The sequence below is a fragment of the Marinilabiliales bacterium genome (genome assembly GCA_007695015.1).
GTDB lineage: Bacteria > Bacteroidota > Bacteroidia > Bacteroidales > PUMT01 > PXAP01.
In genome coordinates, this window is the sequence record REEN01000093.1 from 1 (window position 1) to 12958 (window position 12958).

The 12958-nt window shown below is 45.3% G+C and carries 17 protein-coding genes and 1 tRNA gene; 8 read left to right on the forward strand and 10 right to left on the reverse strand.

Translation table 11 applies throughout. The features are described from left to right. The 8 genes from EA408_12485 to EA408_12520 all read right to left on the reverse strand — a co-directional run. Nucleotides 1-767 (reverse strand): TIGR01777 family protein (locus EA408_12485; GenBank protein TVR69515.1); only part of this gene is annotated, 767 nt, incomplete at its 3' end. A 46-nt stretch (nt 768-813) separates the two neighbouring features. After that, nucleotides 814-1023 (reverse strand): hypothetical protein, encoded by a 210-nt coding sequence (locus tag EA408_12490; GenBank protein TVR69516.1) that lies wholly within the window; start codon nt 1021-1023, stop codon nt 814-816. A 173-nt stretch (nt 1024-1196) separates the two neighbouring features. After that, entirely contained in the window at nt 1197-1799 is a 603-nt protein-coding gene (locus EA408_12495; GenBank protein TVR69517.1) for a superoxide dismutase, read from the reverse strand. 51 nt (nt 1800-1850) lie between these two features. Then, complete coding sequence (locus EA408_12500; GenBank protein TVR69518.1) at nt 1851-2108, reverse strand: hypothetical protein; 258 nt, start codon at nt 2106-2108, stop codon at nt 1851-1853. A 94-nt stretch (nt 2109-2202) separates the two neighbouring features. Beyond that, nucleotides 2203-2388, reverse strand: coding sequence for a CsbD family protein (locus EA408_12505; protein ID TVR69519.1), 186 nt, complete (start codon nt 2386-2388; stop codon nt 2203-2205). A 511-nt stretch (nt 2389-2899) separates the two neighbouring features. After that, nucleotides 2900-2977: transfer RNA gene (locus EA408_12510), tRNA-Val, on the reverse strand. Nucleotides 2978-3192: 215 nt separating this feature from the next. After that, entirely contained in the window at nt 3193-4080 is an 888-nt protein-coding gene (gene galU, locus EA408_12515; protein ID TVR69520.1) for a UTP--glucose-1-phosphate uridylyltransferase, read from the reverse strand. Nucleotides 4081-4086: 6 nt separating this feature from the next. Next, nucleotides 4087-5082 carry a GHMP kinase gene (locus EA408_12520; GenBank protein ID TVR69521.1) on the reverse strand — a complete coding sequence of 332 codons (996 nt, stop codon included), beginning with the start codon at nt 5080-5082 and terminating at the stop codon, nt 4087-4089. A 93-nt stretch (nt 5083-5175) separates the two neighbouring features. Between EA408_12520 and EA408_12525 the strand changes: the two genes are divergently transcribed. Beyond that, the gene (locus tag EA408_12525) at nt 5176-5424 is read left to right on the forward strand and encodes a hypothetical protein (protein TVR69522.1); all 249 of its coding nucleotides are present in this window, start codon (nt 5176-5178) and stop codon (nt 5422-5424) included. 86 nt (nt 5425-5510) lie between these two features. Then, a complete protein-coding gene (locus tag EA408_12530) occupies nt 5511-6695 on the forward strand; it encodes a 3-hydroxy-3-methylglutaryl-CoA reductase (GenBank protein TVR69523.1) in 1185 nt (394 codons plus the stop codon). 43 nt (nt 6696-6738) lie between these two features. Here the strand turns inward: EA408_12530 and EA408_12535 are convergent, their stop codons facing one another. Continuing rightward, a complete protein-coding gene (locus tag EA408_12535) occupies nt 6739-7728 on the reverse strand; it encodes an ATP-binding protein (GenBank protein TVR69530.1) in 990 nt (329 codons plus the stop codon). 394 nt (nt 7729-8122) lie between these two features. Further along, complete coding sequence (locus tag EA408_12540) at nt 8123-9493, reverse strand: sigma-54-dependent Fis family transcriptional regulator (GenBank protein TVR69531.1); 1371 nt, start codon at nt 9491-9493, stop codon at nt 8123-8125. A 181-nt stretch (nt 9494-9674) separates the two neighbouring features. Between EA408_12540 and EA408_12545 the strand changes: the two genes are divergently transcribed. The 6 genes from EA408_12545 to EA408_12570 form a co-directional block, all read left to right on the forward strand. After that, nucleotides 9675-10133, forward strand: coding sequence for a DUF2384 domain-containing protein (locus tag EA408_12545; protein TVR69524.1), 459 nt, complete (start codon nt 9675-9677; stop codon nt 10131-10133). Between the two features lie 3 nt (nt 10134-10136). Next, a complete protein-coding gene (locus EA408_12550) occupies nt 10137-10589 on the forward strand; it encodes an RES domain-containing protein (protein ID TVR69525.1) in 453 nt (150 codons plus the stop codon). Nucleotides 10590-10698: 109 nt separating this feature from the next. Then, a complete protein-coding gene (locus tag EA408_12555; protein TVR69526.1) occupies nt 10699-11208 on the forward strand; it encodes a hypothetical protein in 510 nt (169 codons plus the stop codon). Between the two features lie 195 nt (nt 11209-11403). Next, a complete protein-coding gene (locus EA408_12560; protein TVR69527.1) occupies nt 11404-11586 on the forward strand; it encodes a hypothetical protein in 183 nt (60 codons plus the stop codon). After that, nucleotides 11574-11891 (forward strand): type II toxin-antitoxin system RelE/ParE family toxin, encoded by a 318-nt coding sequence (locus EA408_12565; GenBank protein ID TVR69528.1) that lies wholly within the window; start codon nt 11574-11576, stop codon nt 11889-11891. Before EA408_12560 ends, EA408_12565 begins: the two co-directional genes overlap by 13 nt. A gap of 408 nt (nt 11892-12299) precedes the next feature. Continuing rightward, nucleotides 12300-12958: ABC transporter ATP-binding protein (locus tag EA408_12570; GenBank protein TVR69529.1), on the forward strand; the 659-nt coding region annotated here is incomplete at its 3' end.

The following is a 12958-nucleotide window of genomic DNA, read 5'->3' on the forward strand; positions in this document are numbered from 1 at the left end:
ACAAATGCGGGAACATTAGGAGCCCAGAAAGGCCTGTTGTAAGCATCAGCAAGTGTTTTCATGACCTCCCTGTTTGTAATATGGCCCGGTGCCACTGCATTGTAAGCGCCCTGCATTTGCGCATCTTCTATTGCTTTGATATAAATGCCGCACAGATCATCCAGGTGTATCCATGGGAAATATTGCTTACCGCTTCCTATCGGCGCGCCAAGTCCCAGTTTGACGGGGAGTGCCATTTTTTTGAGAGCCCCTCCTTTGGGGGAGATAACAACGCCGGTCCTTACAATTACCGTCCTTACCCCTAAATCATTGAACCTGCCGGCCGCCTGTTCCCATTTTTTGCATGTCTCTCCAAGGAAATCGGTTGAAGGAGGATCATCTTCATTGAATATTTTATCGGATGTCAACGTTCCGTAATAGTTAACGGCTGATGCCGATATAAATGCTTTGGGCCGCGTTTTGGATCCGGCGACTTTACTGAATAACAGCTCTGCTGTTTCAACCCTGGAGTCGACTATTTCCTGTTTCCTCTTACTGGTCCACCGCTTATCTGAAATATTGGCTCCAGCAAGATGTACGATATAATCAGCCTTTTCTATTGCTCCCTTTTCAATCTCATTATTATCCGGATCCCATAGATAGGTCTCAGCATCAGGATCACCGGTCTTTTTCCTGCTCAGGATTGCCGTTTCATATCCTTTCTCCTTGAGCTTTCTGCTGAGGTGCGTACCTATCAGTCCACTTCCTCCGGTTATTAGTATATGCATAATTATGCTTTTTAGATTTGACTGTTTATTATTAACAATCAAAACCTTATTTGTTCAACTCACAGGAGAAAAAAAGATCTCTTACATCTCTGTATGTGCCACCAACGTCATGCTTAAGGTGGTTGTAATTGACATATCTGTTCAACTGGTCATTAGACATTTTACTTATTCCGTATACATGCGCCCCCGTATTCAGGTATTCAAGAGCCAGTGCATGTCCGAAAACTGAACCTGTGTCTGTTATTAATACATTCATGTTTTTTGAATTTAATGGTTATTAACCAATTTACAGATGAGAAACCTGAAAGGTAGAAAAATTGCGATCCTGGCGTTCTGAACCGGTAATAAGCAATGACCCGTTACGTTCTCTGCAAACATTTTTACCTGTCGAAGTCTGATAGGGCTTTCACCGGATAATAGCATTTTATATTATGCCTTGTTGTACCGTCTGCTTATCTCCTCCCAGTTTACCAGATTCCAGAAAGCTTCAATAAAATCAGGGCGCTTATTTTTGTATTTCAGATAGTAAGCATGCTCCCACACATCAATACAGAAAAGGGGAAACCCTTTGGTTCCGGCAGTATCCATAAGAGGATTGATATGATTTGAGGTTGATGATATAACCAGGTTATCACCATCCTTTATCAGCCATGCCCATCCGGAGCCGAATTGTGTAGCTGCTGCCTGGGAAAATTTTTCCTGAAATTCTTTAAAACTTCCAAAATGTTTGTTAATTGATTCGGCAAGCGGTCCGTCTGGTTTACCCGGACTTTCAGGTGTCATTGATCTCCAGAAGAGATTGTGATTATAGACCTGTCCCGCGTTTGTCGCAATACTGTCATCAACTGAAGATATTTCCGGAAAAATATCCTCGGGGTCCTTACCCTCCCATTTTGTCCCTTTTACAGCTTCATTAAACTTATCAACGTATTTCTGGTGATGCTTTGAGTGGTGGATTTCCATGGTTTCCTTGTCAATGTAAGGTTCCAGAGCATCGTATGAATAATCCAGTTTAGCTAATTTGTAGTCCATAACTTAAAATTTTACTTTGTCAGGTTGGTTTGTTCTGGTTAAAGATCATGGTTATTTCCTGCGCCCTGCAAGGAATATTACAGCTCCTGCAACAACAACCACTACACCTGCCCATTGCGGCCAGTTAACTTCTCTTTCTCTTTCCCTGGTAACTTCAACATCGCCTATTTCGACGATACTTTCTTCCTGTTTGAAGGTTATTCCCGAAAACACAGTAATAACTATTCCCAGGATAATAAGTGCTATTCCGAACTTTTTCATATTTAGGGGTTTTGTGTTGTTTAAAAATACCCCCGGCGTTTTATGCATTATTGGTTCTACCCGGTCAACCCTGGCTGATATTTAACCGTTTGGGAGATTAGCATACCGGGGGGGAGAGATAGCTGTACAAGGACAAGCTATATCAAAGTGATTTTATTTCTTTGATAATTTCGTCACGGGTTTTGCCAAGCTTTTTCTGCAGCTTGCCAATCAGCTGATCGTCCAGTCCCTCATTATAGGTAAGGTCATCATCGGTAAGTTCAGCATATTTTTGCTTGAGCTTGCCTTTTAAATCGTTCCAAGTTCCTTTAAATTCAAGTTTATCCATAACTACTTTTTTTAGTTTTAAATGTGCATCTACCACAGTGGGAATATTATGCCAAACTCATGCCCGGAATTTGCTGCAGGCATGTATGGAGTACATATTGAGACTGTTAAGACACCTCAGGAGTATGGACTAATTTAACTGGTTTGACAGTAAAGATGGGGATTAATTCACCAGTTGATCCACATATATCCTTTTTAATACTTTGTTAGCGGGTTGAGATTGCCATTGGTATTGTGCCGGCACCGGGTATTTCGCTTATTGCTTTTACGGTAATTGGATTTGTTTTGTCCGGGAACAGTTCCCCGGCTGATACAACATAGTACATATAGCCGGGCACTTTAACCTCTCCCTGTTATTGCTTATTCCATGGAACAGCGGCGGAGTATTTGTTTATTCGATCAAGTATGGATCTATACCTATGGACAGGAATTTATCCGAAAAGATCAGAAGGTGTATTGTATGCAAACAAAAAAAGCACCTGCCGGCTGAACGCTGCAAGTGCTTGATTTTGTGGTGGGCGATGCTAGATTCGAACTAGCGACCCCCTGCTTGTAAGGCAGGTGCTCTGAACCAGCTGAGCTAATCGCCCCTTTGCATTAAAAGCGGTGCAAATATAAAAGACTTATTCGGGATTGCAAAATATTTTTATTTTTCGCGGATTTTTGCAATCCGGCCTTTTTGGCAGTTTAGATGCACCGCCCTGTATTTCGCGGTTTCAGGGGATAAGCGGTGCATTTGTGGATATGGAGCAGCATTTATTGGCGACAGGAAACTATGCGATAAATGATACCGGCATATTCTCTTTTACTGCTTCTTCTTTTCTTCGTCAAGCATCTTTATAGTCTCCCTGAGGAATTCTTCAAATTCTGCCGCAAACTCCTTCCTCTTCAGAGCAAACTCAACGGTGGTCCTCAGAAAATCCATCTTGTTGCCGATGTCATACCGCTTGCCTTCGATAAGCGTAGCGATGATCCCCTCCTCCTTTAGCAGGATCTGCAGTGCATCGGTAAGCTGGATCTCATTGCCCTTGCCACGGGGTGTCTTTTCGAGCGCCTTGAAGATCTGGGGCGTGAGTATGTAACGCCCGGCGATGGCCAGGTTTGAGGGGGCCTGCTTCCTTGATGGTTTTTCAATGAGTCCGGTAAGCTGTATGACCCTGGTGCTGAGGTTGTCGCCATCTATGATACCGTATCTTGAAACATTGTCCCATGGAACGGTCTCCACAGCAATGACCGTATGGCCATATTGCTCGTAGGAGTCTATAAGCTGCTGGGTTACGGGGATGGCCGAATCGATTATGGAATCGCCCAGGAGCACGGCAAAAGGTTCCTGACCGCAATGGAACCTGGCATGGTATATGGCATCTCCGAGTCCGTTCAGCTCTTTCTGGCGGATAAAATGGATATTTGCAAGGTTCTCGATATGCTTCAGGTGAGTATAAAGTGCCTCCTCCTCTTTTTCCTGCAGCCTTGTCTCCAGCTCGAAATTCTTGTCGAAGTGGTCCTCCAGCGATCGCTTTCCCTTGCCTGATATGATAAGAATATCCTCTATCCCCGAGTCCACACATTCCTGGACAACATACTGTATCGCGGGGGTGTCAATGATCGGTAACATCTCCTTGGGTTGTGCCTTGGTTGCAGGAAGAAATCTTGTACCTAGGCCCGCTGCCGGGATAACTGCTTTTTTTATCATGGTTTTTCAGAATATTATTGGTTTTATCACTCTGGCGTTTACTTTTTTCAGGTTAAGGATCAGCCGCCTCAGCATCTCATCATCCTCATACATGCCTATGATGGCTCCGCCTGAACCCGAAAATTTAGCTGAGGCTCCGCAGGCTCTTGCTGTCTGCACCATCTCCATATTGCTTTCGGAGATGTTCATTATCTTGCAGCGCAGGTCAAAATTCTTGTTTATCAACTCATTCAGCATGCCGTAATCCTTTTCGAGGATTGCCTTTCTGCCCTCTTCGGCCAGCTCTGCTATCTCTGAGAGGGTATTTACAACAAATTCGTCTCCCTTGTCATACATTTCGCGGACATTGTTCAGGGCAGCTCCGGAGACTTTTCCCAGTTCCACCTTGTAGGCAAGATAGAGCTTCGGCAGCAGTGCCGGGTCGATGGGGGTGTACCTGCCGAAACCTTTTTCCTGCAGGTGCTTTTTGTCAAAGTCCATGTATACACAGCCTTCGTAAACCTGTATCACCCTGTCCTGCAAACCGGCGTTGATACCGAGTTCATCGGTCTCTGTCCGCCATATCAGTGTAGGCAGAATATGCTTTGGTATATCAACATCGTAGAACTGCATCAGCGCCTTCATGGTCGCAGCAATGATGGCGCTCGATCCCGCCAGTCCCACCTGCCGGGGGATGGACGACCTGTACCGGATGGTGAAGTTTTTGTGTCCGAGTCTTATATTGCTGTTCTCGCAATATTCGACGAACTTCTTGATGGTAGCCTTGATGAGCCGCGTTCCGCCATAATAACCGGATAGTTTTACTGAATCGACCAGCTGGTAAACATTCCTGAAAGTGTTAAGATCGACTTCCGTCTCTTCTATTTTCAGCTCGGGTGTTTCGTAAACCGAGATCGATGCACCGAAGTTTCTTATGATGATGGATATTGTCTTCCCGAAATATCCGTCAGACGGGTTACCCAGCAACCCTGCCCTTGCATATGCCCTGGTTTCAATAATCATATTATGCCACAGAATTGGATGGCCCGCCCCGATCTTATCTTTTTGCAAGCCAAGCCCTGTTTTTGATGCGGCAAGATATAAAAATCACCGCAAATGACAATCGGCTGGTATATGCAATCAGCCAGCCGGTTTTCAGAATGTCATGGTAAAGACCGTTTCCCTTTCGGGGATGGAGCGGACCTTCAGGCCTCCGGTGCGTCTTCATATCCCCTGCCGGACAAACATCTTTATAATTTTGCATCACAGCACCTCCAACAGGATTCTGCCCAGTTGCCAGTCGCCGGAGAGGCAGCTGATTTCTGCATCAGGGTTTATGAGGTGGACTTTTATTATAAAAACTGATGCTGGTTTGTGGGTTACTTAATATATTTGTTAATAAGAGATCTGGCAAAATGTTTCTATAATTGTTTATCTAACTGTTAATTGAGATGAAACTACCGAAAGACAGAAAGAACAATTACTCTGAAAACGCCATTAAAGACCGGATCAGTTTTTTGAGTAAGAGGAGCGGCTGCAGTATCAGATACCTGCAAAGCAGTATTATTGATACAGAACTTACCAGGGGGAACATTGAAAATATCATTGGTTTTTCCCAGGTCCCCGTTGGTGCTGTCGGGCCATTGAAGGTTAACGGCAAATATGCGAACGGCGACTTTTATGTTCCGTTGAGTACTTCCGAGGGGGCGCTGATTTCATCATACAACAGGGGCGCCAGGGTAGTTTCCCTTTCAGGGGGTGCGAACGTGGTTCTGGTTAAAGACAGCATTCAGAGGGCTCCGTTTTTTGAACTGGAGAATGTATTCAAATCAGGGGAGTTTGTTGAATGGATAAATAAGAATTTCAATAAGCTCAGGGAAGTTGCTGAAAGCACGACAGATCACGGAAAACTCCTTGACTACAGCACATATATCCAGGGGAAAATTGTTTTTCTCCGGCTCAGTTTTTCAACTGGTGATGCAATGGGGATGAATATGATATCAAAGGCATCGGAGAAACTGTGTGCCTATATCAGCGAAAATTTCCCTGTAGTGCGCTGGGCAATTGAGAGCAATATGGCGGTGGACAAGAAGCCGGCCCATATAAACTCCATCCTGGGCAGGGGGAAAACCGTTACCGCTGATGTTCTGATAAAGGAGCATGTTATTTCCAGGTTCCTGCGTACCACGGCGGAGGAAATTGATAAGACATACCGGCAGATGGTAATGGGAGACCTGCTGGCAGGCGTTTTGGGAATGAACGGCCATATAGCTAACGGCGTTGCTGCCCTGTTCCTGGCCTGCGGACAGGATCTCGCCAACATTTCGGAATCCTGCGTCGGTTATTCCTATGCCGAAGCCATGGGCAAAGACCTGTATGTTTCATTAAATTTACCCTCACTGGTGGTGGGAACCGTCGGGGGAGGGGTATCGCTTCCTACTCAGCGCGAGTGCCTTGAGATCATTGGTTGTTATGGCAGAGGCAAGAGCAAAAAATTTGCCGAAATTGTTGCAGCAACAATTTTAGCCGGTGAAATTTCCCTGATATCTGCAATTGTAGCAGGCGATTTCATTAAGGCTCACGAAAGATATGGCCGCAACAACCCGCTGTCAGACCCGGGCAAGAACCAGACCTGATCCCGGATAACCGGCCGGATAAGCCCAGGGTTGGAGCCGGTTTTCAGAATGTCATGGTAAAGACCGTTTCCCTTTCTGGGATGGAGCGGACCTTCAGGCTGCCCTTGTGAAGCCTCATGATCTGGCGCGACAGGCTGAGCCCTATCCCGCTGCCGTCTTCCCTGGTTGTGAAGAAGGGGATGAAGATCTCGTCAATAAGTCCGGGCGGTATGCCCGGGCCGTTGTCGGCTACCAGCACCTCGGGCCGTCCCGCATCGCTAAGACGGTATTCGATATTTATTTCTGCCCCTTCGCGTCCCTCAAGCGCCTCGGCCGCGTTTTTCAGCAGGTTGATCAGCACCTGCGAAATCAGCTTTTCGTCTATGTTAAGCTCGATGTTGCCGTCGCGGGCGATGACCGACACGCTTATATTTTTTTCTCCCAGCTCCCGCCGGTACAGCATCACCGTGTTTTCGACAAGTTCGCCCGCCCTTACCGCCGATATTACCGGCTCAGGCAGCCGGGTAAGTTTCCTGTACGATTCCACAAATCTTATGAGTCCCTGTCCCTGCTCGTTGATAACCTTCAATCCTCTAATGGTGTTCTGCACCGTCGTTTCGGTCACCTCTTCGACCGGGATGGGACGGCCTTCCTTGATATAATAACTGCAAAGGTTTTCAGACAGTGAGGTTACCGGCGCTATCGAGTTCATTATCTCATGCGTAAGCACCCTGATCAGCTTCAGCCATGAGTCCAGTTCCTTTTCATCGAGCTCTTTCCTGATATCCTGAACAGAAACCAGGATAAGGGGCTGGTCCATGCTTTTGAAGGCAGTCGACCTTACCAGCAGTGTAAGAGGCTCATTTTGAACCGTGATCGTTATCAGCTTTTCGTCGTCATATCCTATATGCCTTACGGCGGAAGCGAGTTTGCCGTCTATCTTTTCGAGCTGCCTTATATGGGTGAACTGTTTCATCCCAAGCAGCTTTTTAAGGCTGCTGTTGGCGTGTATTACAAAGCCTTCGCTGTTGAACGACAGGATCCCAGTGCTTATATGCTCTATCATAGCGCCGAAATACTGCTCCTGCCGGCGGTTTTCGACCTTGACCCGCCTGATATGCTCATTTATCCTTTCCAGGTTGCCGCTCAGCCTGCTGAGAAGTCCGTCACCCCCGCCGCGCGGGAAGATCAGGGTGTGGTCATCATTTCGTACCGCCTCAAAAAAGTAGTTGATCTTCCTGTTGATGCGGTTAATGTACCAGGCAAGGCTTATGGCTGCCCCAACCAGCAGGGCGAAAGCCACGATGATGTTGTGCAGCTGTGCCCCGGCGGCCAGTGCCCATCCCGTTGCCGCCCCGGCCAGCGCCAGCACTGTTATCCTGGCAATTATACTGGTATTAAATGACCTTGTCATACGTGTATAGTAGATGCAGATTTTCCCGGACGGTTCATCCTATGCCGTATTTTTGCATTTTGTTGTATAGCGTCTGACGGGTAATGCCCAGCTGTCCGGCGGCAGCTTTTATGTTCCCCTGGTTTTTCTCAATAGCGGTCATTATCACTCTTTTCTCAATCTCGACCAGGTTGAGCGTATCGCCGGGGTCAGGCAGGTATCCGGATGCAGTTCCCGAGAAGAGATCGTTTTCGGTAATACTGCCCGATTCATTGAGTATCACCGCCTTTTCGACGGTATGTTCAAGCTCCCTCACATTGCCCGGCCAGCTATGCTGAACCATGCGTTCCATGGCCCGCCCCGATATCTCTATAGGTTTTTTGCCGTATTTTTCGGAGTATTTTTCAAGAAAATGGCCGGCCAGCAGGGGAATATCGGATGTACGCGACCTCAGTGGCGGGATCTCTATCCCGATGGTATTGATCCTGTAAAGAAGGTCCTCCCTGAATAGCCCCTCTGCAACCAAACGGGCCGGGTTGCGGTTGGTTGCACTGATAAGTCGGATATCGACAGGAACCGTCTCGTTCGATCCTACGCGGGTTATTACCCTGTTCTGAAGCGCTGCCAGAAGCTTGGGCTGGAGGCTGAGCGGCAGGTTGGCTATCTCGTCGAGGAACAGGGTGCCCTTGTCGGCCAGCTCAATTCTGCCGGTGCGGTTATCGCGCGCATCGGTAAAAGCCCCTTTGACGTGTCCGAACAGCTCGCTTTCAAATAGCGTTTCGCTAACAGCCCCCATGTCGACCGAGACCATCAGCTCCTGGCTGCGACCCGAAAGCCGGTGAATTCTTCTTGCTATAAGCTCTTTGCCTGTTCCGTTCTCGCCGGTAATAAGTACGTTGGTATCGGTAGCGGCCACCTTCTCAACTGTTTTCAGCATCTCTGCAAACGGTTTCGAAGAGCCTATTATCTCTTTGTCATGCCTGTTAATGCTGGTTTTGAGTTCCTTCTCCCTTTGCCTGAGGTCTTTTATCTCCTTTCTGGAGAGGTTAAGCTGGATGGCCGAGCGTACCGTTGCCAGCAGCTTTGTGTTGTCCCAGGGTTTGAGCACAAAATCGGTGGCGCCGGCCTTCAGTGCACGTACGGCCAGCTCAACGTCGCCATAGGCGGTCATCAGCACCACCGAAATGTCGGGGTGGTCCTCCCTTATCCGCTGAAGCCAGTAGATACCCTCATTTCCGGTGTTGGCTCCCGATTTGAAGTTCATATCGAGCAGCACCAGGTTGTACTGGTTCTGCCGCAGCTCAGAGATCAGCAGGTTGGGGGAGGATATGGTGCTTACCCTGTCAAATTCCTGCGAAAGCAGCATCTCGATAGCAAGCAGCACGTTCCTGTTATCATCTACAACCAGTATGTTACCCTTTGACATTATTATAACCTGTTTTATCCTGCGGGAACCCAAAAATAGCTCAACCCTCTATCAAATGCAATTTAACTTGTCAAAAATGAAGTATTAATTTGCTCCTTAACCCAATTTATTTTTTATTCAAAACGATTAAAATATAATAAAATATTCCTATCTTCGTTCATATAATAAAATATATTATCAAATGATAGAGGAGCAGGAATTAATAACTGAACACTACGAGAAACTTACAGAAGTTCTTGGGAGAAAAAATGTGCCGGCTAAAATTGAAAGCCCATTTGATTTTATTCATATTGCGAGCAGGGGGATCAGTGTTAGTGTAATAAAGAACTTCAGCGATTACTTTAATTTGAAAAAGGAATTAGTCGCTCAGATTCTGGATATTTCTCAACCTACTTTATATCGTTGGATTAAAGCTGATAAAAAACTTGACAGGAATTTTTCTGTCAAGCTGTTTGAGATTGCTGATTTATTCCTGTATGGCGAAGAGGTATTCGGAAACAGGGATGCGTTCTTTAAATGGTTGTATTTACCAAATGATGCCCTGGGTGGATTAGAACCTTACGAATTGATTGAAATTCCCGGAGGTGTTTCAAAAGTCCGGGATGTTTTAGGAAGAATCGAGTATGGTGTTTATAGTTAAGCTATGCTTGTATATAGAATTACGGGAAAGAAATATGCAAGCGACCTGACTGGAAAAGGGGCTGCTATGTTTGGTGGCCGCTGGAACAAAAAAGGATCTCCGGTATTATATACAGGTGAGAATAAGGAGATCGCCCTTCTGGAAACAATTGTTCATACTCCTCCATTATTAATTCCGGCATTAGTTATTCTTACACTTGAAATACCTGATGATTCAATAACCACCATAGAAATAAAGAGCTTACCAGAAAACTGGACGGTATATCCGGCTCCGGTAGTATTATCGGAAATTGGGGAAAGATGGATCAGAGAAGGTAAAACAATCGCCCTTAAGGTTCCGAGTTGTATTATTCACAGCTCTCATAATTACATATTGAATTGCAGACACCCGGAGTATTCAAGGGTCAGATTGATTGATCAGGGAAACTTCAAATTTGATTCTAGACTGAAAAGATGACTGTTGCCCGGACAGCTTGTACTTGGGTACGGTTTGCATAGAACATTTTTAAAGCAACTATTTTTTTAGTCATTTGGTGCAATCGGCATAACTTTTTTTTGTAATTTACATGGCCATTCTGCTGAACCAGATGCTTGGTTCACGGGAGCTTACCCTTTCAAGCTCATTTAGTCAATCTGTTAACAAAAAAAGATTTGAAATGATGAAACAGCTGATTGTTCCGCCACTCAGAAAACTGAGATTTCTTGCAATTATTCCGGTAATTGCACTTATTATGTATGCATTTGCCGAACCTGCATACATATATGTATCTGTTACGGAAGCAGAAGCTCATCTACCCGAAACAGACACCAGGGATAGTGCAAGAATAAGTCCACCCGAAACAGACACCATAGATACAGGAAGAAGCATAGTTCCGGCTGTTGCTGAATCTATACTGTATGTTATCGACGGGGAGATAGCAGAAATATTCAGCCCATATATGCTGAAACCCTCAGATATAATAAGTATCAGTGTAATTAGAAGGCCTGAAGCAATTAAAGATCATAGCAAAATTTACAATTACAGTATAGAGGGAATAACCTCGGTGATACTGATCGAAACCAAAAAGGGCGACTGAATTTTTATTAATTGTAACCAAAAAGCCGACGGATTCTTTACTGGTTACCGGCTTGACGGTGCTTTCTTTTAATAAGATCGAAAAAGTCATATAAGAAGTGTCAAAAGAAAAAGGTTATTACTCATTTTCCGTTAAACTAGTAATTGAGTTTATATAGCTGGTGTTAATTTTGTATTTTTATAAAAAATTACAATAATGATTACAAAAGATAAATTAATTCAGAGCATTCAGGATTTACCTGATAAATTTCCAATTGATGATTTGATAGACAGGGTAATTCTGCTCCATAAGATTGAAACGGGGATAGAGCAATCAGAAACTGGTCAGACCCAATCCACTAAAGAGGCTAAAAAAAAGCTTAAAAAATGGATAAAGTAAGATGGACTGATCAGGCAGTTGATGACATTGAAAATATCGCTGAATTTATATCCAAAGATTCGGTTAAATATGCCAAAATACAAGTAAAGAGATTTTTTGACATAACCAGGATACTGGAAAAACAAAACAAATTTGGGAGAATTGTACCGGAAATTAATAACGATAAGATCAGGGAAATTATCCAGGGAAATTATAGAATCATTTATCGGATAGTGTCAGATAATCAAATAGATATTATAACAGTACATCATAGTAGAAGACAACTTTCCAGCAACCCGGTTTTCAATAAAGAATTTGATCTGTAATTTTACACAGCACCCTCCATCAGTTGCATAACACGTGCATGCCTACCCATGATAACCCATTGGTAGCATAACCCTCTATCAATTGCAATTAAGTGTCAAAAAATTTGTCACCGCTGTGTTAAAATATTTTACACCTGATGCTGGGCTGAAATCTTAAAAAGCTTTCAAGCAGGTTGTTGTCTGTTGTGGCATACTATTGGTGATATGTATCAGAAACAGGCTGCCGGGCCCGGAACCGTAATGTAGCCGGCTGCCGGGATAAAGCGAACACCCGGGATAAAGCGAACACCCGGGATAAAGTGAACTGCCGGGATAAAGTGAACAGCCGGAATATAGCGAACCGCCATGATAAAGCCAGCTGCCGGAATTTAGGCAGTTTAAATGGAAAACTAACTAATAACCTGTAATATGATAAAAACTGTTAACCTTGACAAGATCTTTCGCACCGATGAGGTGGAAACCCTTGCCCTGAACCAGGTGAACCTTTTGGTGGAGCAGGGTGAATTTGTTGCCGTAATGGGGCCCTCGGGCTGCGGTAAATCAACGCTTCTCAATATCCTGGGTATGCTCGATAATCCTACTGCCGGAGAGTATTTTTTTGACGGCACAGAGGTGGGCCGGCTGAGTGAAGGGCGGCGGACAGACCTGAGGAAAGGGAGTATCGGATTTGTTTTCCAGAGCTTTAACCTGATCGATGAGATCAATGTGCAGGATAATGTAGAGCTGCCGCTGGTGTACATGAGGATCAACGCCCGCAAGAGAAAAGAGATGGTGAACAGCGTGCTGGAGCGCATGAAGATAAGTCACCGGCGCAACCATTATCCGCAGCAGCTGAGCGGCGGACAGCAGCAGAGGGTTGCAATAGCCCGGGCAGTGGTCGCAAACCCGAAGCTGATCCTGGCCGATGAGCCAACCGGTAATCTTGATTCAAAGAACGGACTTGAGGTGATGAACCTGCTTACCGAGCTGAACAGGGAGGGGACCACCATAGTAATGGTTACTCACTCTCTTCATGATTCGGAGTTTGCCCACAGGATAGTGAACCTGTTTGACGGCAGCATAGTTAC

What these genes read in the sequence shown, in the direction of transcription:
- EA408_12565 (TVR69528.1), top strand. Translation starts at nt 11,574, where the DNA reads ATGGATAAAGTAAGATGGACTGATCAGGCAGTTGATGACATTGAAAAT.
- EA408_12495 (TVR69517.1), bottom strand. Translation starts at nt 1,799, where the DNA reads ATGGACTACAAATTAGCTAAACTGGATTATTCATACGATGCTCTGGAA.
- EA408_12560 (TVR69527.1), top strand. Translation starts at nt 11,404, where the DNA reads ATGATTACAAAAGATAAATTAATTCAGAGCATTCAGGATTTACCTGAT.
- EA408_12550 (TVR69525.1), top strand. Translation starts at nt 10,137, where the DNA reads ATGCTTGTATATAGAATTACGGGAAAGAAATATGCAAGCGACCTGACT.
- EA408_12555 (TVR69526.1), top strand. Translation starts at nt 10,699, where the DNA reads ATGGCCATTCTGCTGAACCAGATGCTTGGTTCACGGGAGCTTACCCTT.
- EA408_12500 (TVR69518.1), bottom strand. Translation starts at nt 2,108, where the DNA reads ATGCATAAAACGCCGGGGGTATTTTTAAACAACACAAAACCCCTAAAT.
- EA408_12505 (TVR69519.1), bottom strand. Translation starts at nt 2,388, where the DNA reads ATGGATAAACTTGAATTTAAAGGAACTTGGAACGATTTAAAAGGCAAG.
- EA408_12525 (TVR69522.1), top strand. Translation starts at nt 5,176, where the DNA reads ATGACAATCGGCTGGTATATGCAATCAGCCAGCCGGTTTTCAGAATGT.
- EA408_12520 (TVR69521.1), bottom strand. Translation starts at nt 5,082, where the DNA reads ATGATTATTGAAACCAGGGCATATGCAAGGGCAGGGTTGCTGGGTAAC.
- EA408_12490 (TVR69516.1), bottom strand. Translation starts at nt 1,023, where the DNA reads ATGAATGTATTAATAACAGACACAGGTTCAGTTTTCGGACATGCACTG.
- EA408_12545 (TVR69524.1), top strand. Translation starts at nt 9,675, where the DNA reads ATGATAGAGGAGCAGGAATTAATAACTGAACACTACGAGAAACTTACA.
- galU (TVR69520.1), bottom strand. Translation starts at nt 4,080, where the DNA reads ATGATAAAAAAAGCAGTTATCCCGGCAGCGGGCCTAGGTACAAGATTT.
- EA408_12540 (TVR69531.1), bottom strand. Translation starts at nt 9,493, where the DNA reads ATGTCAAAGGGTAACATACTGGTTGTAGATGATAACAGGAACGTGCTG.
- EA408_12530 (TVR69523.1), top strand. Translation starts at nt 5,511, where the DNA reads ATGAAACTACCGAAAGACAGAAAGAACAATTACTCTGAAAACGCCATT.